Source organism: Saccharothrix isguenensis (assembly GCF_052936305.1).
This window is the reverse complement of the sequence record NZ_CP193626.1, coordinates 5,961,008-5,979,587: the sequence shown is the minus strand read 5'-3', so window position 1 is coordinate 5,979,587 and position 18,580 is coordinate 5,961,008. Positions and strand designations below refer to the sequence as shown.

At 73.6% G+C, this 18,580-nt stretch carries 21 protein-coding genes; 8 read left to right on the top strand and 13 right to left on the bottom strand.

Going from position 1 to position 18,580, the window contains the following annotated elements; all coding sequences use genetic code 11:
* Positions 1 to 22: 22 nt before the first annotated feature.
* A complete protein-coding gene (locus ACRAKI_RS26430; RefSeq protein ID WP_447003210.1) occupies positions 23 to 631 on the bottom strand; it encodes a uridine kinase family protein in 609 nt (202 codons plus the stop codon).
* 103 nt (positions 632 to 734) lie between these two features.
* On the opposite strand from ACRAKI_RS26430, the gene ACRAKI_RS26425 reads away from it, so the two are divergent.
* The 5 genes from ACRAKI_RS26425 to ACRAKI_RS26405 are packed head-to-tail and all read left to right on the top strand — an operon-like array spanning position 735 to position 3,816.
* On the top strand, positions 735 to 1,193 hold the full coding sequence (locus tag ACRAKI_RS26425; protein WP_447003209.1) for a hypothetical protein: 459 nt from the start codon (positions 735 to 737) through the stop codon (positions 1,191 to 1,193).
* Positions 1,190 to 2,368, top strand: coding sequence for a PPE domain-containing protein (locus tag ACRAKI_RS26420; RefSeq protein ID WP_447003208.1), 1,179 nt, complete (start codon positions 1,190 to 1,192; stop codon positions 2,366 to 2,368). The genes ACRAKI_RS26425 and ACRAKI_RS26420 overlap by 4 nt, the downstream gene beginning before the upstream one ends.
* The gene (locus tag ACRAKI_RS26415) at positions 2,365 to 2,631 is read left to right on the top strand and encodes a type VII secretion target (RefSeq protein ID WP_447003207.1); all 267 of its coding nucleotides are present in this window, start codon (positions 2,365 to 2,367) and stop codon (positions 2,629 to 2,631) included. The genes ACRAKI_RS26420 and ACRAKI_RS26415 overlap by 4 nt, the downstream gene beginning before the upstream one ends.
* Positions 2,624 to 3,262, top strand: coding sequence for a hypothetical protein (locus ACRAKI_RS26410; protein ID WP_447003206.1), 639 nt, complete (start codon positions 2,624 to 2,626; stop codon positions 3,260 to 3,262). The genes ACRAKI_RS26415 and ACRAKI_RS26410 overlap by 8 nt, the downstream gene beginning before the upstream one ends.
* Before the next feature lie 29 nt (positions 3,263 to 3,291).
* On the top strand, positions 3,292 to 3,816 hold the full coding sequence (locus ACRAKI_RS26405; protein WP_447003205.1) for a hypothetical protein: 525 nt from the start codon (positions 3,292 to 3,294) through the stop codon (positions 3,814 to 3,816).
* On the opposite strand, the gene ACRAKI_RS26400 is transcribed toward ACRAKI_RS26405, so the two are convergent.
* Positions 3,743 to 4,492, bottom strand: coding sequence for a helix-turn-helix transcriptional regulator (locus ACRAKI_RS26400; protein ID WP_447003204.1), 750 nt, complete (start codon positions 4,490 to 4,492; stop codon positions 3,743 to 3,745). The genes ACRAKI_RS26405 and ACRAKI_RS26400 overlap by 74 nt on opposite strands.
* A 72-nt stretch (positions 4,493 to 4,564) precedes the next feature.
* On the opposite strand from ACRAKI_RS26400, the gene ACRAKI_RS26395 reads away from it, so the two are divergent.
* Complete coding sequence (locus tag ACRAKI_RS26395) at positions 4,565 to 5,323, top strand: ESX secretion-associated protein EspG (RefSeq protein WP_447003203.1); 759 nt, start codon at positions 4,565 to 4,567, stop codon at positions 5,321 to 5,323.
* 32 nt (positions 5,324 to 5,355) lie between these two features.
* Here the strand turns inward: ACRAKI_RS26395 and ACRAKI_RS26390 are convergent, their stop codons facing one another.
* The 6 genes from ACRAKI_RS26390 to ACRAKI_RS26365 all read right to left on the bottom strand — a co-directional run bounded on the left by ACRAKI_RS26390 (position 5,356) and on the right by ACRAKI_RS26365 (position 9,486).
* A complete protein-coding gene (locus ACRAKI_RS26390) occupies positions 5,356 to 6,540 on the bottom strand; it encodes a DUF222 domain-containing protein (protein ID WP_447003202.1) in 1,185 nt (394 codons plus the stop codon).
* 129 nt (positions 6,541 to 6,669) lie between these two features.
* Positions 6,670 to 7,182 (bottom strand): RDD family protein, encoded by a 513-nt coding sequence (locus ACRAKI_RS26385; RefSeq protein ID WP_447003201.1) that lies wholly within the window; start codon positions 7,180 to 7,182, stop codon positions 6,670 to 6,672.
* Positions 7,183 to 7,215: 33 nt separating this feature from the next.
* Positions 7,216 to 7,461: a hypothetical protein gene (locus tag ACRAKI_RS26380; protein WP_447003200.1), complete on the bottom strand. Its 246-nt coding sequence runs from the start codon at positions 7,459 to 7,461 to the stop codon at positions 7,216 to 7,218.
* Complete coding sequence (locus ACRAKI_RS26375; RefSeq protein ID WP_447003199.1) at positions 7,461 to 7,736, bottom strand: YbaB/EbfC family DNA-binding protein; 276 nt, start codon at positions 7,734 to 7,736, stop codon at positions 7,461 to 7,463. Before ACRAKI_RS26375 ends, ACRAKI_RS26380 begins: the two co-directional genes overlap by 1 nt.
* Positions 7,733 to 8,740 carry a CHAP domain-containing protein gene (locus ACRAKI_RS26370; protein ID WP_447003198.1) on the bottom strand — a complete coding sequence of 336 codons (1,008 nt, stop codon included), beginning with the start codon at positions 8,738 to 8,740 and terminating at the stop codon, positions 7,733 to 7,735. The genes ACRAKI_RS26375 and ACRAKI_RS26370 overlap by 4 nt, the downstream gene beginning before the upstream one ends.
* Positions 8,740 to 9,486, bottom strand: a complete 747-nt coding sequence (locus tag ACRAKI_RS26365; protein ID WP_447003197.1) for a type VII secretion target — start codon at positions 9,484 to 9,486, stop codon at positions 8,740 to 8,742. The genes ACRAKI_RS26370 and ACRAKI_RS26365 overlap by 1 nt, the downstream gene beginning before the upstream one ends.
* Positions 9,487 to 9,576: 90 nt before the next feature.
* Here ACRAKI_RS26365 and ACRAKI_RS26360 point away from each other — a divergent pair, with 90 nt between their 5' ends.
* Positions 9,577 to 10,923 carry a replication-associated recombination protein A gene (locus ACRAKI_RS26360; protein WP_447003196.1) on the top strand — a complete coding sequence of 449 codons (1,347 nt, stop codon included), beginning with the start codon at positions 9,577 to 9,579 and terminating at the stop codon, positions 10,921 to 10,923.
* Positions 10,924 to 11,023: 100 nt separating this feature from the next.
* A complete protein-coding gene (locus ACRAKI_RS26355; protein ID WP_447003195.1) occupies positions 11,024 to 11,752 on the top strand; it encodes an SAM-dependent methyltransferase in 729 nt (242 codons plus the stop codon).
* 50 nt (positions 11,753 to 11,802) lie between these two features.
* Here ACRAKI_RS26355 and ACRAKI_RS26350 read toward each other — a convergent pair whose 3' ends face one another.
* The 5 genes from ACRAKI_RS26350 to ACRAKI_RS26330 are packed head-to-tail and all read right to left on the bottom strand — an operon-like array spanning position 11,803 to position 18,502.
* Positions 11,803 to 13,578, bottom strand: a complete 1,776-nt coding sequence (locus tag ACRAKI_RS26350) for an IucA/IucC family protein (protein WP_447003194.1) — start codon at positions 13,576 to 13,578, stop codon at positions 11,803 to 11,805.
* On the bottom strand, positions 13,571 to 14,902 hold the full coding sequence (locus ACRAKI_RS26345) for a lysine N(6)-hydroxylase/L-ornithine N(5)-oxygenase family protein (RefSeq protein ID WP_447003193.1): 1,332 nt from the start codon (positions 14,900 to 14,902) through the stop codon (positions 13,571 to 13,573). The genes ACRAKI_RS26350 and ACRAKI_RS26345 overlap by 8 nt, the downstream gene beginning before the upstream one ends.
* Positions 14,899 to 15,477, bottom strand: a complete 579-nt coding sequence (locus ACRAKI_RS26340) for a GNAT family N-acetyltransferase (RefSeq protein WP_447003192.1) — start codon at positions 15,475 to 15,477, stop codon at positions 14,899 to 14,901. Before ACRAKI_RS26340 ends, ACRAKI_RS26345 begins: the two co-directional genes overlap by 4 nt.
* Positions 15,474 to 17,123 carry an IucA/IucC family protein gene (locus tag ACRAKI_RS26335; RefSeq protein WP_447003191.1) on the bottom strand — a complete coding sequence of 550 codons (1,650 nt, stop codon included), beginning with the start codon at positions 17,121 to 17,123 and terminating at the stop codon, positions 15,474 to 15,476. Before ACRAKI_RS26335 ends, ACRAKI_RS26340 begins: the two co-directional genes overlap by 4 nt.
* Entirely contained in the window at positions 17,120 to 18,502 is a 1,383-nt protein-coding gene (locus ACRAKI_RS26330) for a pyridoxal phosphate-dependent decarboxylase family protein (RefSeq protein WP_447003190.1), read from the bottom strand. Before ACRAKI_RS26330 ends, ACRAKI_RS26335 begins: the two co-directional genes overlap by 4 nt.
* Positions 18,503 to 18,580 lie beyond the last annotated feature (78 nt).

The window sequence follows — 18,580 nt, the reverse complement described above, 5'->3', positions numbered from 1 at the left end:
CAGTACCCCCGACGCCGGTCGGCTACACCGCGGTGGGCGTCCACTCCCCGATCGTGGCCAGTCGCACGCGGTGCGGACTGGCCGGCCGCATACCCGCGTCCACGCACCGGCGCACCACGCCGGAGTGCTCGCCCAGCAGCCGCAGTCCGCGGCGGACGAGCAGCGGCACCGGCTTGCGGGCCTCCGCCACGTCCCGGGCGAACCGGCGGACGGCCGTGACCACGGCGTTGGGCGTGAGCACGACGGCGTCCGCCAGCACGCCGGCCTCGCGGCAGCCCGCCACCAGCCGGTCCGCGAACAGGCCCTCGGCGATGAACAGTCCGGGCGCGGTCACCGTCCGGCAGCCGACCCGCTTGTTCTCCTGGCCCATCGCGTAGACCGGCGCCTCGACCGTGCCGGTGGTCGCCAACTCCACCACGGCGGCCAGCGCGTCGGCGGTGTTCCAGGAGCCCTCGGCGTCCCAGTCCGGGCGACCGGCGTCGTCACGGGGGAGCAGCGGGTCGTCACCCTCGCGGTAGAAGTCGTCCAGCCGCAGCACGGGCAGACCGAGGTGGGCGGCGAGCGTGGACTTGCCCGAACCGGAAGGACCGGCGAGCAGCACGGCGCGCGCGTGAACGGCAGGTGACGGCACGGGGGACGATTTTCGCACAGCGCCTTGTCCCGCCGTGCACCGCCGCTTCTCCCCGCGTGCACCCGCACTGGTCACGCGGGCGCGGGCACACCACGATGGGGGCATGGTCGTCAGGGTGCGCGGCGTCGAGGACGCCAGGCGGATGCGCGAAGAGCTGCGGGACGAGCGGCACGGTTCCAGGGCGGTGACGCCGGTGATCGCGCCGCCGACCGGCGCGGGCGCGGCGGGTGTGGTGGCCGAGGGCGGCGACCGGATCGAGGTGGACCTGGACGAGTTCACCCGGGCCGAGTCCCGCCTCGCCGAGCTGCACGGCACGCTGTCCGAGCTGCTGGGGCGGGCCGGTGGCGAGCTGGGGCAGCCGCTCGGCGACGGCCGGGGCCCGGTGGCGCGGCACATGCGGCAGGCGTTCGGGCTGCGCGCCGGTGAGCTGGGAGGCGGCGTGCAGGCGGCGTTGCGGTCGTACCTGGACGAGCTGGACGCGTTGCGCGACGCGTTGCACCGAGTCGGCGCGACGCACCGGGCCGAGGACGAGCAGGTGGCCGAAGGGCTGGGGCGACGGTGAACCGGGACGAGTACTACTCCAAGAACCACAAGCCGTCGGCCGCCGCCCGGCGCCGGGGCGAGCGGCGGGTGCGGCAGCGGAGGGCGAACCGGCAGCCGGAGAACTTCGGCAAGATCAACTGGAACGCGTACACGCACCGGACGCTGTGGGACATGGTGAAGTCCGCCGACACCGCGCGGATGACCGCGCGGATGGTCGCCTGGCGGTCGCTGGCGGACGAGGTCGACCAGGCGACCGCCGACGTGCAGAAGATCGTGCAGCAGCTCGTGGTGTCGTGGCGCGGTCCGTCCGCGGTGGCTGCGGCCGGATCGGCGTCGAGGCTGACCGAGTGGGCGGCGGACGCGTCGAAGCGGGCGTGCGCGGTCGGCTCGGGGCTCGACGCGTACACGTCTGCGGTGGACGAGGCGGCCAGGCGGATGCCGGAGCCGGTGCACCCGGACGCGGAGCGGTGGTTCCGCGACGGGTACGACGTGACCACGCTCGACGGGCCCCAGGGCGCCTACATGCTGGACCAGCTGCTGGACGACCACATGCCGTCCAAGAAGGAGCAGCAGGCGGCGCGGGCGGAGGCGGTGCGGGTGATGGAGGAGTACGAGTCCGCCAGCCGAGGCGTGCACACCACGCTGCCGACGTTCGACAACGCGCCCGGTGTCACCCGGGTCGAGCCGGACCACCGGCCCGTGTCCCCGCCGCTGCCCCCTCCCTCGCCTCTGCCTGTCCCGCCCGTCGTGCCGCCTGCCGTGGCCGTGCCCACGCCCGGTGTCTCGTCGGGGGAGGGCACGACGTCGGTGGCGGCGGCCGTCGCGCCGGCGGTGGGCGCGTCCACGGGCGGTCAGGGCACGTTCGGCGTTCCCGGAGGCGGTGTCCACGGCGGGATCAGCGGCGGCGTCCACGGGGTGCCCGGCAGTGGCCACGGCGGTTACGGCGGCGGTTCGTTCGGGCCGATCGGCTCGGGCGGCGCGTCCGGCGTGCTCGGTGCGGTGCCCGGCGGCGCGGCGGCCCGGGGCGGCATCGGACCGGTCGTCGGCGCGGGCGGCCCCCAGGGCTTCGGCATGTACCCGCCGATGGCGCCGGGCAACCGCGAGGAGGACGCCGAGCACCGCAACCGCTACGACAACGGCCTGGACCTGCTGGACGACCTGCCGCCCGCGTTCCCGCCGGTGCTCGGCGAATGAGCGACGGCTTCCGGGTCGACCCGGACGCGTTGACCGCGTTCGCGGGCCGGTTGGACGAGGCCGCCGACGAGGTCGGCGCCGCCGCGTCCACTGTGGAGGGACCGCTGGGCGACCTCGGTCCGGAGGGCGTCACGGAGGCGGTCGGGCAGCTGGTGGCCGAGTGGGCGCGGACGTTGCGGGGCGTGCGGTTGGACGTGGTGGCGGACGAGGTCCGGGCGGCGGCCGAGACCTACCACCAGGCCGACGAGCTGCGCCATGACTGACTACCGGGGCCTGGGGTTCGACCCCGCGCCGGGCCACGCGGGCGCGGTGGCGGCGGCGAGCGAGCGGTGCGCGGTCGCCTTCACGGTTCCCGGTACGCCGCCGGAGGGGTGGACGGGTGCGGCGGCGGACGGGTTCAGGACCCGGTTGGAGGCGGTGGTGTCGGAGCTGACGGCGGTGCGGCGCGCGATGCGGGCGGCGGCCGAGGTGCTCGACGGGTGGGCCACCACGGTGTTGGGCAACCAGCGGCGGGCCGAGGAGCTGGACCGGCGCGCGCTGGGGCTGCGGCGGTCTCTCGCCGACGCCGCCGACGAGGTCGACCGGACCGGTGCGATGGCGAGCTTCACCGCCGCCGACGGCGAGGCGCACGAGCGGGCCGTGACGCGGCACGACGACCTGCGGCGGCAGCTGGACGAGGTGCTGGAGGAGGCCCGGCTGCTGGAGCGCGACCACCGCGCGGAGGCCGGGCGGGTCGCCGAGCGGCTGCGGTCCGAGGAGCCGTCGACCGCGATCGCGGACACCCTGACCGGCTTCTCGTCCCTCACCGCCGAGCTGGCGTCCGTGCTGCTCGGCGGTGGCCGGCCGGCCACCGGCAGGGGCGCGGCGGCGGCGTTCCGGGCGGGGCTCGGGTGAGACTCGATCCCGTGCCGGGGGTGACCCCGGTGGCACTCGGCACCCCCGACCACACCGCGGCGGAACTGGCAGCCGTGCTGCGTCGGCTCAAGGGCACGCGCGACCCCGGTCTTGAAGTCTCCGCGACGCAGGCCGCCGAGCTGGCGCACCGGCACGGCGCCGGGCTGCTGGCCGTGGTCGAGCACCCGGACGCGGACCCGGCGCTGCTGGTGGCGTGCGTGGTCCCGGTCGACCGCCCCGGACTGGACTTCCCCCTCGACGGCCCGGCGATCCGCGAGGTCACCCGTGGTGAGACGGCGACCGGCTACCCGGTGACGATCGTGGAACGCATCCCGGTGTCCGGGCCGGGCGCGCAGCTCCAGGTCGTGGTGACCGACCCGGACCACCCGCGGCTCGCGGTGTTCACGCTGCACTCGCCGACCGGGCGCGGCTGGCTCGACGTGTCCGGTGTCGCGGGCAGGTTCGTGTCGGGCATGCGGTTCAGCGATTGCGGAACTCGCTCGGAGTCCGCCCGACCACCTGGCGGAACGTCCGGGAGAAGTGGGCGGCGCTGACGAAACCGCAGTCCTTGGCGATCTCGCCGATGCCGCGCGCCGCCTTCGCCGGATCGGCCAGCAACGCCTTCGCCCGGTCGATCCGCAGGCCGCGGATGCGCTCGGACACGCCCTGCCCGTCGTCGAAGAGCTGGTAGAGGCGGCGGCGGGAGATGAACAACGCCTCGGCCACCCGGTCCGCGCCCAGGTCCGGGTCCGCCAGGTGCTCCCGCATGTACTCCAACGCTTCGCGCCGCCGGGCGACCAGCGAGTCGACGCGGTCCAGCTCGGCGCGCAGGGCGCTGCGCAGCACCAGTTCGGCCAACCCGAACAGGTGGTGGGACAGGCCGTGCGGGTCCAGGACGTGCGCCGCGGCGAGCACGTGCGCCACCGCGCCGGAGAACACCGCGTGCAGCGCCGCGTCCACCGGGACCGGCTGGAACATCAGCGGTTTCAGCTCGCCGAAGCCGACCGTCAGCCGCGCCTCGGCCATCGTCAGCATCACCACGTCCGGCAGGACGCGCAGGGCGCAGTCGGGAAACCGAAGCTCCGTCCCGTTGCCGGGCGCGCCCTTCGGGACCGTGCGGCCCACCAGCAGCTGGATGTGCTCGGGCGTGGACGCACCACCGCTGAGCGCGGCTTTGGCCGCCGCCGCACCGGATGCCCGCACAGTGAGGAACCCGCCGGCGACGTCCACGGTGGGCAGCGTAGCCGGCGTTGTCGCCCAACAGGCCGCGAAAGGCGGCTCCGGCCGCTACCTTCGTTGACCATGGCGCGACGTTCGGCGACCGCGGTCGTCCTGTCCCACCTGGAGTTCGACCTGTTGTGGGAGGACCTGGGCGTGGGGGAGCCGCCCTACCCGCTGGAAGTGCCCTCGCACGGCGAGACGATGGACGAACGGGACGCCATGGGCGCCGAAGTCCTCCGCACGCTGACCGAGGCCGGTCTGGCGGACGGCGGGGAGGTCTCGTCGGAGCTGGAGGACCTGTTCGGCCTGCTGTCCCACGGCGCGGTCTCGATCGACGCCCTGGTCTTCCGGCCGCACCCGTGGCGCGTGGTGGCGACGGCGCGGGGCACGCGCGGCGTCTTGGCCGTGCTGAACGACCGCGAAGTGGCCCTGGAGCCCATCACCGACCTGCCGTCCGCGATCACCAGGGTCATCGGCGACGCCCCGGCCGGCCCCGGCGAACAGGTCCGGATGCCCAGGTCCGCCTTCTCCGCCGCGATGGACGCCTACGCCACGTCCGGTCACGCCGCGATGGACCGCGCGCTCGCCCAGGCGGACATCACCGGCCGTGCGACCCGCGCGATCACCACCCTGGTCGACTCACCGCGCAAGTCGACCGGTCAACTGGCCGCCAACGGCCCCGCCGGCCGCTCCCGAACCCTGAGCTGGACCGACACCGCCGCCGGCCGCTACGCGCTGACCACCGAGCGGTTGGGCGACGAGGAGTGGGTCCACCTCTCCCCGGCCGACACCCCTTGGCTGACCCGCCACCTGACCGCGCTGCTCTCCGGCTCGCCCTAACCCCACCCTGCCGCACCGGCCCACGCGGGTGTTCAGGCGGCGATGGGCATGGGTGGTCGGTGTAGCATGTTCTGCCGGGGCCTCTGGGCCGGGTCGACGTGACGTGGCGGAATGAACGTCGGAACACCGCCGGTCATGGTGATCCGCCATGGTGAGTGGTGCACCAGCGTGTGATGCGCGCGGCACAGGAGAACCAGGTTCCCGAGATCGGTGTCCCCGCCCTCCGACCAATGCCGCACATGGTGCGCGTCGCACCACTTCGGTGGCCGTGAACACCCCGGAAAAGCGCATCCCCGGTCGCGGGCGTGCAGCGCTTTGCGCTGCGCCACACTCACCGTCCGCTTCGTCCGCCCCAGATCCACCACCTCGGAATCGCCACCCATCACGACCGGGATCACTTTGGCGTCGCACGCGATCCGCCGCGCCTGCGCCGCACTCACATAGCGGTCCCCGTCGAGCACCGCGTGCCCCACCCCACGCCGCAGCGTCTCCACATCCACCGTCACGCTGATGTGCGGACGCTCCCCGGCCTCGGACGGCAGGTCACCCGACCGCGACGCCAGCGACACCACATCCGCGAACGCCTCACCCAACCGATGCGCCCGATCCTTCGGACCCTCCGGACGCGGCACGGACAACGGCTCCAGCATCGCGGTGAACCGCGCCACGGACTCCGCCGACAACTCACCCCGGAACTCCACCCGCCCACCCGGCAGATCCCGCAGGTACACCACATCCGCAGGCTCCGCCGCCGGTTCGTCCAGCTCGTCCACCGCGTCCTGCTCGACCCGGTCCCGGATGCGGTCCGCCAGCTGCCGGACCACCTTCGGCTCCACCGACCGCGCCGCCTCGACCAGAACCTCCTCCGACCAGTCCGGCAGCTCCAGCGTCCCGACCGCCCGCGCCAACTCCCGCAGATGACCCTCCGACAACACCCCCTCCGCCAACGCCCCACCCACCACCCGGCACAGGGGCGGCAATGGCTGCCCGGTCGGCGCGACCGACGGCAGGAACAACCCCACCTGCGCGACCCACTGCTTGAAATCCGCCGGATTCGCCCGCACCAAGGCCCGGTACGAATCCAGGTCGTACCCGCAGCGCACCACCTCGGCGGACAATTCCAACCGCCGCCGGTGCGATGCCCGAATGGACGCTTCAACCTCCGCAACGGCGGCGAACACGTCATCCTCGGTCAACAACACCGGCACAACATCCATACCCAGAACAATAGTCGAACAAGTATTCGCACATCATCACCCGAGTAGGTGCGAAAACCAGCCGATAACGGCACGATCCGTTATCGGCCCGCACGGACGCGTGAATTCGGACCGAGATGGTCCTGCGGGCTATTCCGCCCGGACGACCGTGCGGGCAGCGAGGTCGTACGGCGTCCGGCCGCTGCCCACGAAGAGGGACACGACGTAGGAGAGCGGCAGCACGTAGGCGACCGCCGTCAGCACCCACACCTGCGGCGGCACGGACGCTTCGGCGCTCGCCCCGACGATGGCGATGGCGGCGGCGTGGCCGATCAGCCACGGCACCCCGATCTTCAGCGTGTTGCGGACCAGGGCGCGACGGAACGGGATCGGTGCTCCGGTGGCCGCGTCGACCACCCTCAGCCCGCGCACGCGCTTGCCCACCGTGGCCTGCCTGCCCGACTCGGAGGCGCTGAGCCAGAGCACCACCGGGACGACCGTCACGACCGTCGCGATGACGTTCAGCCCGACCTGACCGACAGCGGCCGTCACGCCGGTCAGGTACAGCGGCACGCCGACGGCAGCGGTGACGACCACCCACGCCAGGACGCACAGCCAGTCGATCAACCAGGCCAGCAGGCGGGCGAACGGGCGTGCGGTCATCGCCGGAATGTACGGCTTCCAACCGGTGCGCGGTCAGGCTTCGGCCGACCACCCGTCCGGCACGACCTCGCCCACCACCGCCAACCCGTCCGCCAAGGCCGCGGCGGCGGCTTCGTCGGCCAGGTCGCGGACCACACGGGCCAGCTCGTCGGGCCGCATGGTCAGCGCCTCCCTCGTGAACCTCAGGTCGACGGGCTTGCCGTGCAGGTCGACCACCACGGTCACCCCGGCCGCCGAAGCCTCCCGCCGGATGGCGTCCAGCCGCTCGCCGAGCCGCATCACACCCGCCAGGTCTCGGGAGTCGTGTCCTCGACCGACTCGGCCATCCGGGTCTCCACCGCCAGCCCCAGGGCGCTGACGTCACCGACAGCGCGGTGGACGCGGGCGTTGGCGCGGGCCGTCGCCGTGTCGACGAGGTCGAGGATCGCCTTCGCCAACAGGGCCTGCCCGAGCCTGAGCGACCGCGCGTCCAGCACCAGGTCCCGCAGGGCACCGCCGGGACCGACCTCCACCGCGATCCCGGTGTCCGGGTCGTGCGCGTCGCCCGTGATCACGGGTGCACCCCTCCGTAGAACGTCGCCGAGCTGAGCTTGTGCGTGTTCCGCCGCACGCCGTCACCGGAGTTGCCCTCGATCAGCGTCACCGTCCCGCCGGACACCTTCTCCACGATCCCGATGTGCGTGCTGGTCGCCGGGCTGTTCGGCCCCGACCCGAACAGCAGCACGTCACCCGGCTTCACGGCGCTCAGGCTCGTGTACGCCTTCCCGTGCCGCTGACCCCACCGGAACACGTCGCCGGTGAACGGCAGGACCGGGATGTCCACCCCGGCCTTGCGCCACATCGCCGTGGTGAACGACGCGCACCACGGCGCGGTCGGCCCGTACGGGTTGCGGTTGCTGCCCGGCGGGTTCTCGCGGGTGCCCAGCTGACGCCGTGCGGCCGAGATGATCGTCCGGGAACGGCCCCGGTCACGGGCGCGCGACGGCGCCGTCCGCCCGGCGCGGCCGTCCGCGACGCCGTCGTGCTCGACCTCCTTCTCCACCGCGCGCAGCTTGCGGGCGGCTTCCTCCATCTCGCCCCGCACGCGCCGCACGGTGGCCCTGGTCTCCTCGGTGTACCCGGGTTCCAGGTCCGCCGCCTGGGCCACGGCCTTGAGGAGCGCGGCCTGCGTGCCGACGGCCTTGCCCGCGTCGAGCAGCCTGGTCGCCCGGTCCAGGTACTCCTCGACCGCCTGTCGCGCCCGCGCGTGCCCGGTGGTCAACGCGCTCGACACCCCGGCGACGATCTTCTCCGCGTCCCGGGCGGCTTCGGCGGTCGCCCGCAACTGCCTGCCCAGCCGGTTCGACCGCTTCTCGAAACCCTCGGAGTTGTCGCCCTTCCAGTGCTCCAGCACGGTCTTGGCGGCCTTGTCGTGGTCCTCGTGCCGGTCGGTGAGGCCGGACGCGGTCTGGTGCAGCGCGTACTGCGCCTTCACCGCGTCCTCCGCCTTGCCGGCCAACGAGTTCCGGTGGCCGATCATGCTCTCGGCGAAGTGCCGGGCCATCTCACGGGTGTCCACTACCCCTCCCCTCCGCCACGCAGGACGCGAGCCGTGTCGTCGTCCTGCTCCTGGTACGCCCGGGCGGAACGGGCCGCGGACGTGGCGAGCGTGTCGGAGTTGCGCGCGACGCCCTTGACCTGCTTGCGCAGCGCCGCGCCGAAGTCGTCCAGCGCGTCGGCGAACCCGGACTGCCTGCCGATGCGCCCGAAGCTGTCCTCGGCGATCTCCCGCACTTCGCGGACGTGCCGCCGACCGAGCGCGGTGAGGTCGTCGGCCGTGTCCCGCGTCCGCCGCGCGTAGTCGCGCAGCACGCCCACGTCGACCGAGAACCCACCACCCCCGCGTGACCCGCCGCCTCCCGAGCCGCCTCCCCGGCCGCCTCGCGCGCCGCCGCGCCTCATCGCGTCCACGCCCCGCCGGGCCTCGTCCAGATGACGCTTGTAGGCGCCGCTCGTGTACGTGGTCCAAGGCGTCCACGACCGACCGTCGTCGGAGATCTTGTTCGCCGCACGCGCGTTCTCGGCCGGGTCGAACAGCTCCCGGTTCGACTCCAGCCCGAACTCGCGCCGCCGCGCCGGCCCCAGCGAGCCCAGCATGTTGACCTGCCACAGCCCGTACGAGTTGTCCGGCGGGGTCGCGTTGTGCGCCCGCGGGTCACCACCCGACTCGGCCAGCGCGACCGCCACCGCGATCGTCAGGTCCTGCCCGCGGAACCCCGCGTCGTGCGCGTACCGGGCGACCTGCTCCGGACTCAGCCTGCTCATGCCGCCACCCTGCACCGGCCACGACCTGCGGCGGAACCGGCGTTGCACGCTCGGACAGCGGCTGTGCACAGGAGAGCTACAGTCGAACACGTGGACGAAAGGCTGTTCGACGAGGGTTTGTTCGGCGTCGACCCGGAGGAGAAGGCCGCCCGCATCGCCGCGAACGCGCCGCTGGCCGTGCGGATGCGCCCGCGCACGCTGGACGAGGTCGTGGGGCAGGACCACCTGCTCGGTCCCGGCGCGCCGCTGCGCCGACTGGTGGAGGGCTCGTCACCGGCCTCGATCATGCTCTACGGCCCGCCCGGCACCGGCAAGACGACCCTCGCCACGCTCGTCTCCCAGGCCACCGGTCGGCGGTTCGCCGCCCTGTCCGCCCTGTCGGCGGGCGTGAAGGAGGTGCGCGCGGTCATCGAGGAGGCACGCCGCCGCCTGGTCCGGTCCGGCGAGTCGACCGTGCTGTTCATCGACGAGGTGCACCGGTTCTCCAAGACCCAGCAGGACGCCCTGCTCGGCGCGGTGGAGGACCGGATCGTGCTGCTGGTCGCGGCGACCACGGAGAACCCGTTCTTCTCCGTCGTCTCGCCGCTGCTGTCGCGGTCGCTGGTGCTGCAACTGCGGCCGTTGACCGACGACGCGGTGCGCGTGCTGGTCAAGCGGGCGATCGAGGACGCACGTGGTCTGCACGGCTCGATCACCGTGGAGCCCGACGCCGAGGACCACGTGGTGCGGCTGGCCGGTGGTGACGCCCGGCGCGCGTTGACGGCGCTGGAGGCGGCGGCGGACTCGGTCGGTCCGGGCGGTGTGCTCGACCTGGCGACGCTGGAGGCGACCGTCGACAAGGCGGCCGTGCGCTACGACCGGCAGGGCGACCAGCACTACGACGTGACCAGCGCGTTCATCAAGTCGATCCGGGGGTCCGATGTCGACGCCGCGCTGCACTACCTGGCCCGGATGATCGAGGCGGGGGAGGACCCGAGGTTCATCGCCCGGCGGTTGGTGATCCACGCCAGCGAGGACGTCGGCATGGCCGACCCGACCGCGTTGCAGACCTGCGTGGCCGCCGCGCAGGCCGTGCAGCTCATCGGGCTGCCGGAGTGCGCGCTGAACCTCGCTCAGGCCACCGTCCACCTGGCCACCGCGCCCAAGTCCAACGCCGTGACGACCGCGATCGGCGAGGCGATGGCGGACGTGCGGAAGGGCGCGATCGGCTCCGTGCCGGCGCACCTGCGCGACGGCCACTACGCGGGTGCGGCGAAGCTCGGCAACGCCCGGGGCTACCGCTACCCGCACGACGTGCCGGAGGGCGTGCTGACCCAGCAGTACGCGCCGGACGACCTGGTCGGGCGGGACTACTACCAGCCGACGGGCCGTGGCGCGGAACGCGTGATCGCCGAACGCCTCCCCAAGCTGCGCCGCGTGGTCAGGGGCGACGAGTAGCCCGGGGCAGCGAGCAGTCCGGGGGCGGCGAGTGGGTCGCCGCCCGCCCGGCAGCGGTAATTCCATTTCCGATCCGACCCCGTTCTGACACGGTGTGCTCGTGACAGACGTACCGCTGAACGGCCACGCCCTGCTCGACTTCAACGCCCCGCTGTCGGACGGCAAGGCGTACGACCTGGTCAGCGGCCTGCGCCTCGGCGCCGGGTCGACGGTGGTCGACTACGGCTGCGGGTGGGCGGAGTTGCTGCTCAGGGCGGTGGAGCACGAGCCGAACGCGCGAGGGCTCGGGGTCGACAGCGACGACCACGCCATCAGCCGGGGGCGGGCGAACGTCGAGGCCAGGGGTTTGGCGTCCCGCGTCACGCTGGAGTCGGCCGACGTCACCACGTGGGAGACCGCGCCGGCCGACGTGGCGATCTCCATCGGCTCCTCCCACGCGTGGGGCGGCACGAAGCAGACGTTGGAGGCCATGCACGCCCGCCTCCGCCCCGGCGGCACCCTGCTGCTCGGCGACGGCTTCTGGGAACAGCCGCCCAACGCGCGGTCGGTCGAGATCTTCGGCGAGGAGGTGGTCGGCACCCTCGCCGACCTGGTCGACCTGGCGATGGCCTGCGGTTACCGCCTGCTCGACCTCACCACCGCCACCCTGGACGAGTGGGACGGCTTCGAGTCCCGCTGGTGCGCCGCCCGCGAGCGCTGGTTGCTGGATCACCCCGACGACCCGCGCGCCGACGAGGTCCGCGAGATCGTCGACGACCACCGCGAAGGCTGGCTCAAGGGCTACCGGGGCCACCTCGGCTTCGCCTACCTGACCCTCGCCCGCCCCTAGGACTCCGGCTGCCTCGCCCGGTCGGGGATACCGGGCGAGGCGACCGAGCTTCACCAGCCGTCGAGCGGCGGTATCGGCACGGCGTCGTGCAGCGGGTTGGGGAGGGTGCCCGTCTTCGGCACCGGCGGGCGGGCGGTCAGGTCCTGGTAGCCGAGGGTGATCCGGTAGCTGTTCAGCGGGTAGCGGAGGAAGTCCCGGACGGTCAACGAGCCTTCGTCCATCCGGCCGGCCAGGGTGGGGAAGTGGTCCCGGTAGGCGTCGATCTCGCCGCGCACCATGCCCCAGAACCGGTCCTGGGGGAGTGGCAGCAGGCCGGAGAGCGGCCGGAACACGCCCACCAGCAGGGCGTCCACGACGTACTGGCGCAGGATCGGCCACGGCTTGCGCGGCAGCACGGGGTCGTGGGCGTCCGGTTCCAGGCCGCGCGCCGGGACGCGGTCCACCGACACGTTCACGTCGTCCACCAGGTCGAGCAGGGCCACCCGGACCGGCACGTCGTCCGCGTCGGTGATCACCACGACGTTCTCGCCGTGCGGGTTGAACGTGATCCCGTACGTGTAGAGCACGTGCAGCAACGGCCGGAGCAGAGCCCGCAGCAGCGCGGCGAACCACGCCGCCGGGTCCGTGTCCCCGATGTACTCCAGCACCAGCGGCCGACCGGCGCGGTCCACGTGCAGCAGCGCGGCCAACGACCAGGAGCGCTCACCGGGCCGCAGGGCGACCGGCTCGCGCCAGATGCACCCCATCGTCTCCAGCCACTGGTACGGCACGTCCCCAGCCCGGGACAGCTGCGGGTGCCGGACCGTCACCGAAGCGACCTCGCCCAACAGCTGCGTGCCCCACTCGCCGATCAGCTTGTCCGCCCGCCACAGACCCGACAGCCACTGCGTCACCACCGGCGCGGCCAGCGTGCAGTGCGGCGGGATGCCCCGGTACACCGACGTGTTCAGGACCCGCAACGGCAGCTTGACCTGGTACCGCCCCGGCGAGTCCACGTTGGACATGGTGCGGATCGCCTGGGTCGGCAGGTACCAGTCCGGCGCCTCACCCAGCTCGACCAGCCGGCCGGTGGCCAGTTCGGGCGCCCACAACGTCCGCACGACGTGGTCCAGCTGCCACGGGTGCACGGGCAGCCACACGTAGGCCGCCGGATCGACCCCGGCCTCCTGCAACGCCTCGGTGAACCGCTCGACCGTCATCGGGTCCAGCTCCCGCGCGCGGACGCCCTCCTCCGACAGCTCCGACGTGCCGCGGAACTCCGCCAAGCCCCGGTGCACGGCCACCCACGGCAGCCGCACGGGCGTCCGTGACTCCGGGCTGTGCCGGGCCAGGTCGTCCGCCGAGAACCCGACCCGGCCCTTGTTCGCGATCAGCCACGGGTGCCCGGTCAGGTGCCCGTCCAGCTCGGACTGCGGCAACGACGACAGTTCCGCCACCGGCCACGCGGTCGCGGCCAGGGCGACGTCGGCGGCCAGCGTCGCCGTCACCTCGACCAGGAAACCGGCGGTCGTGGCCGGGTCGACCCTCAGGTGCCGGAACGCGTCCACGACGAACCGCTGCACGTCGTCGCACGGCTCGACCACGTCGTCACCGAGGATGCCCGCCGCCGCCCGGCGCACCGATCCCGGCCGCACCGCCCACCCGCCGAACGCCGTCCGCGTCGCCGTGAACGTGTACACCGCGTCCGCGAACCGCAGCTCGTGGCACGCCGGACCGTCGTGCGCCGGACCGTCGTGCGCGGTCGGTTCCAGCAGCCCTTCGAAGCACAGCTCGCCGATCGCCTTCGCCAGCAGCGCCGCCGAGCACTCGTGCCACAGGTCAGTCAACGTCGTCTCCCGGTCGCGCCTCGGCCTCGGGCTGCCCGGAGTCCCCCGGGACGCTGAAGCTGGTGTAGGCGGTGTGCTTCGGCAGCGGGTACACCTCGCGACCGGTCACCGCGTTGACGATGGTCGCGTTGCGCACCGCCCCGATGCCGAGGTCGGGCGCGGCCACGCCGTGGCTGTGCAGGTCGGCGTTCGCGACGAACACCCGGCCGGTGACGGACGGGTCCAGCGAGATCGAGTGGTCCAGCGCGACGACGTACCGGCCTTGGTCGTCCCGGTGGACGAGCGGTTCCAGCGGCGCGAGGAACGGCGTCGGCGCCTGCCCGTACCCGGTGGCCGCCACGACCAGGTCGGTGTGGTGCCGGAACGTCCGGCCGGTGTCCCGGTGCACGCAGGTCAGCACCACCTCGCCGGACTCCACCGAGGACGACACGACCGCCACGCCCGGCCGCAGCTCGACCGGCGCCCGCGCGTGCTCCCACTCCCGCCGGTACAGCAGGTCGTGCAGCTCCTCCAGCGTCTCCGCCGAGATCGCCCGGTAGTGCCGCCAGTGCTCGGCCCGCAGCGCGTCCCGCCGTTCCTGCGGCAACGAGTGGAAGTGCCGCACGTACGACGGCGTCGTCATCTCCAGCACCAGCTTGGTGTAGTCCAGCGGCGCGAACACGGGGGTCCGGGTCAGCCACGCCACCGCCGGGCCCCCGTCCACGTCGCGCCGCAGCAGGTCGAGCACGATCTCCGCCCCGGACTGGCCCGAGCCCACCACGGTCACCCGGTCTGCGCGGGTTCCCTCGCCGGGGGGTTCCCGGTGCAGGTAGTCGGAGCTGTGCACCAGCCGGTCGCCGAGCCCCGCCAGCGCCGGCGGCACGAACGGGGTCGTGCCCACCCCGAGCACCAGGTGCCGGGCCTCCACCGAGAACCGCTCCCCGGACACCACGAACCGGTCGCCGGCCCACCGCACCGACGTCACCGGGTGCGAGAACCGCACCGGCAGCCGGGACGCCGCCCACCTCAGGTAGTCCTCGTACTCGCGCCGGGTCGGGTGGAACTTCTCCCGCACGTAGAACGGGTACAGCCGGTCCGCGTCCCGCAGGTAGGCCAGGAACGACAGCGGGTGCGTCGGGTCGACCAACGTCACCAGGTCGGCCAGGAAGCTGACCTGGAGCACCGCGTCCGGGAACATCACCCCGCTGTGCCAGCGCAGTTCCGGCCGTGCCTCCAGCACCACCACGTCCAGGTCGTCCACAGTGGACGCCAGCGCGGCGAGGCCCAGGTTGAACGGGCCGCACCCGATGGCCACCACGTCCGCGGACGCCGCCCGGGAGGTCATCGGGTCCGCACCATCAGCAGGGCGACCTTGTCGGGCAACAACACCTCGCCCGCCGGCGCGAACCCGCCCGCGGTGAACGAGGCGATCGCCCGCCGGTTGCGCACGTCCGGTTCCAGCAGCACCCGCGTGCACCGCGGATCGGCCTCGAACAGCGCTTCCGCCAGCACCGGCAGCAGCGCGCGCACCAGCCCGCGATCGGTCATCCCGAAATCGCCCACGGCGACGTGCAGCCCGATGTCGTGCGGCCGGGCCTGGTACACCTGCGCGACCACGTCCCGCGCCGCCCGGTACACCTCCAGGTAGATCACCGGATCGCCACCCCGGCTCACCAGCACCGGCAGCGAGTGCGGCCCGGACAGCTGCCGCCGCACCTCGTCCTCCCACCGGTCGCGCGGCCACGCCTGGTGCCAGAACGCGGCCACGTGCGGCGCCTGCATCCAGCGGTGCACGAGGTCCAGGTCAGGCGTGTCGGGGTCGACCGCGCGGGCGTGCCAGCCGTCGGCGAGCACCGGCAGCGGCGGGCCGGGCACCCCGGACAGGTCGTCGGTCGGACGGTAGGCGTCGAGGTGGCTCACCGGGCGCACCTGCCCTCCCGCAACGGGTTCGGCGCGTCGAAGTACACCGACTGCGCGTCCAGCGGCGCCAGCACCTCGTCGATGCCCTCCAACCTGGTCAGCAGGTTCGCCTTGCACGGCAGCACGTCGGCCTCCAGCCACCTGCGCGCCAACCGGTCGCCGTCCGGACCGGCCTCGGCCAACGCGGGCAGCGCCGCCTCCAACCGCGCCGCCATCACGCCCAGCAGGTCCCGTTCGTCGGCCAGCCCCTCCACACCGATGCACCCGATCACCGCCAGCGCCTGGTTGCGCAGCAGGTAGTAGGTGAGCCGGTCGTCCACGGTCGCGTCGTCCACCACGGCGAGCGTGGACTCCTGGACGCCCAGCCGCTCCAGCACCCTCGGCAGGTGCGAAGCCGCCAGGTAGTAGCCCTGGTTGTCCCGGTAGCGCCCGCCGACCACGCGGCCCGCCGGGTCCAGCCGGACCAGCGTGTTCTGCTGGTGCGCCTCCAACCCGATGCCCGTCTCCGCGTACAGCCGCAGCATCGGCACCAGCACGTGGTCGGTGTAGTCGGCGACCCACTCGGCGGCGTTGAGCCGGAGCACCAGTTCACCCAGCAGGGAACGCCCGATGCCGGGCCTCGGCGCGACCATCCCGGCCAGGCAGCGCGAGTCGCCGATGTCCTCCGGCACGTTCCGCACGGCCACGTCCAGCCCGGTGACCTCGCCGCCCTCGTCCACCGCGATCCACGCCGGGTCGCGCAGGACGTCGAACTCGGGGTGCGCCTTCTCGGTGCCCGCCGCGTACCCGGACTCCAGCAGCAGGTGGACCTCCGAGCCCCGGCGCAACTCGGTCGACGTGGACTCGCGGCGGGAGTTGGTGATCCGCAGGCCGAGCGACAGCTTCAGCATCACCGGCGCGCCCGTCCGGTACACCGTGCGCAGGCTGGACGTCGGAGACCAGGCCGGTCCGAACTCGCCCAGCGGCTCCAGCAGCCCGCGCGACACCAACGACGCGATCCGCGGCCGGTGCAGCAGGTCGTGCGCCTGCCAGGGGTGCGCGGGCACCAGCACCCGGCCCGGCTCGGGGCTGCGGCCGGCCAGCGCGGACATCAACGTCACCGCGTCCGGCCCGGCCACCGAGCCGTGCGACACGACCTGTTCGGCCGCGGAGAACCAGAACAGCGGGAACGACCCGCGCAGCTCCGGCGCGTACCGGGCGTTGTCCGCGTCCGACAGGCCGTCCCGGCTCTTCGGCGCGGGGTGGTGCAGGTGGCCGAGCATCAACCGCTGCTCGGCGTCCAGGAACCGGTCCGCCGGCCCCACCGGCTCACGGCGCCGGTGGGCCACGAACTGCGCCACCCGCCGCACCGACTCGGCCGTGCGCTCCACCAGGTCCGCCGTGTCGCCACCGAGTTCCGCGCCCACCAGCGCCACCGCCACCACCGGGTCGACCGGCTTGCCCGCGACCGTCACCGGCCCGAACCGGTGCCGCCCGGTCGGCGAGGCGTACCGCACCTCCGCCTCCAGCGGCAGGCCGAGCACGTCGATCCGCACCGGGTCCGCCACCGGCACGTTCCGCTCCCGCACCCAGCACCGCAGCAGCGCTTCGAGGTGCGCGTGCTCCGCGGTCGCCCGCGCGTCGCCTTCCAGCGGATCTGGTCTCATGCCGCTCCTTCCAGCAGTCGTTCGGCGGCCGATCCGGCCTCGCGGACCAGCGCCAGCAGCGCGACGAGGTCCGACTCCCGGGCGTTCGGGTTGAGCAGGGTCAACTTCAGGCACGTCGCCTTGTCGACCTGCGTGCGCCCGATCAGCGCCTCGCCCGCCCGCAGCAGGGTCCGCCGCAGCCGCGCGTTCACCTCGTCCGCCACCGAGTCGTCCGCCGGCCGGTACCGGAACACCACCGTGGTCAACGTCGCCCCGCCCACCAGCTCGAACGCCGGGTCGGCGGCGATCAGCCCGGCGGCGTGGCCGGCCAGCTCGTGACACCGGTCCACCAGCGCGCCCAGACCCGCCCGGCCCAGCGCCAGCAGGGTCGCCGCCACCTTCACCGCGTCCGGCCGGCGCGTGGTCTGCAACGAACGGCCGAGCGTGCCGTCGTAGCCGGCGGCCCGGTCGTCCTCCGGGTTCAGGTACGCCACCGACCGCTCCAGCGGCCCGAACGACGCCGCCGACCGCACCAGCAGCACGCTCGCCGCCGCCGGCTGCCAGCCGATCTTGTGCAGGTCCGCGGTCACCGAGTCGGCCAGCGCCAGGCCGTCCACCAGCCCGGCGAGCTTCGACGAGAACACCGCGCCGAAGCCGTACGCCGCGTCCACGTGCAGCCAGGCGCCGTGCTCGCGGGCGATCGCGGCCAGCTCCGGCAGCGGGTCCACCGAGCCGAAGTCCGTGGTGCCCGCCGTCGCCACGACCGCGACCGGCGTGCCCCCCGCCCTGAGCATCGACGCCAGTGCGTCCGGCCGCATCCGCCGGTGCGAGTCCACCGACACCGGTCGCACGGCGCGCTCGCCGATGCCGAGCGCCGCGCACGCCCGCGCGATCGAGAAGTGGGCCAGCTCCGAGCAGAAGACCACCGGATCGGGTAACGCCGCCACCCCGTCGGACCGCACGTCGACGCCGAGCCGGGCCGCCGCCGCGTCCCGGGCCAGCAGCAACGCGGTCAGGTTGGACAGCGTGCCGCCGGGCGTGAACACCCCGTCCGCCTCCGCGTCGAACCCGGCCAGCCGGGCGAGCGCCGCGACCACCCACCGCTCCACGGCGATGGCGGCCGGGCCGGAGTCGTAGGTGTCCAGGGAGGCGTTGCCCGCGCTGGCCAGGGCGTCCGCGGACACGGCCACGGCCAGCGGCGGGGGTTGCAGGTGGGCGGCGGCGAACGGGTTGGCCAGGTCGACGCCGGCGTCCGCGAGCACGGTCGTGACGCGGGCCAGGGCGGCGTCCGCGCCGATGCCGTGCTCGGGCAGCTCGCCGAGCACCCGCTGGGCTCGCGCCAGCACGTCGGCGGGCCGGCCGGGCGGGATCGGTCGGCCGGAGGAACTGACGGGGAACACGGCACCTCCGACCGAATCGACCAAGGTAAGGCTTACCTCATCTACTCGGTGTCGTGTATGTCAAGCCCTGGGTGACGA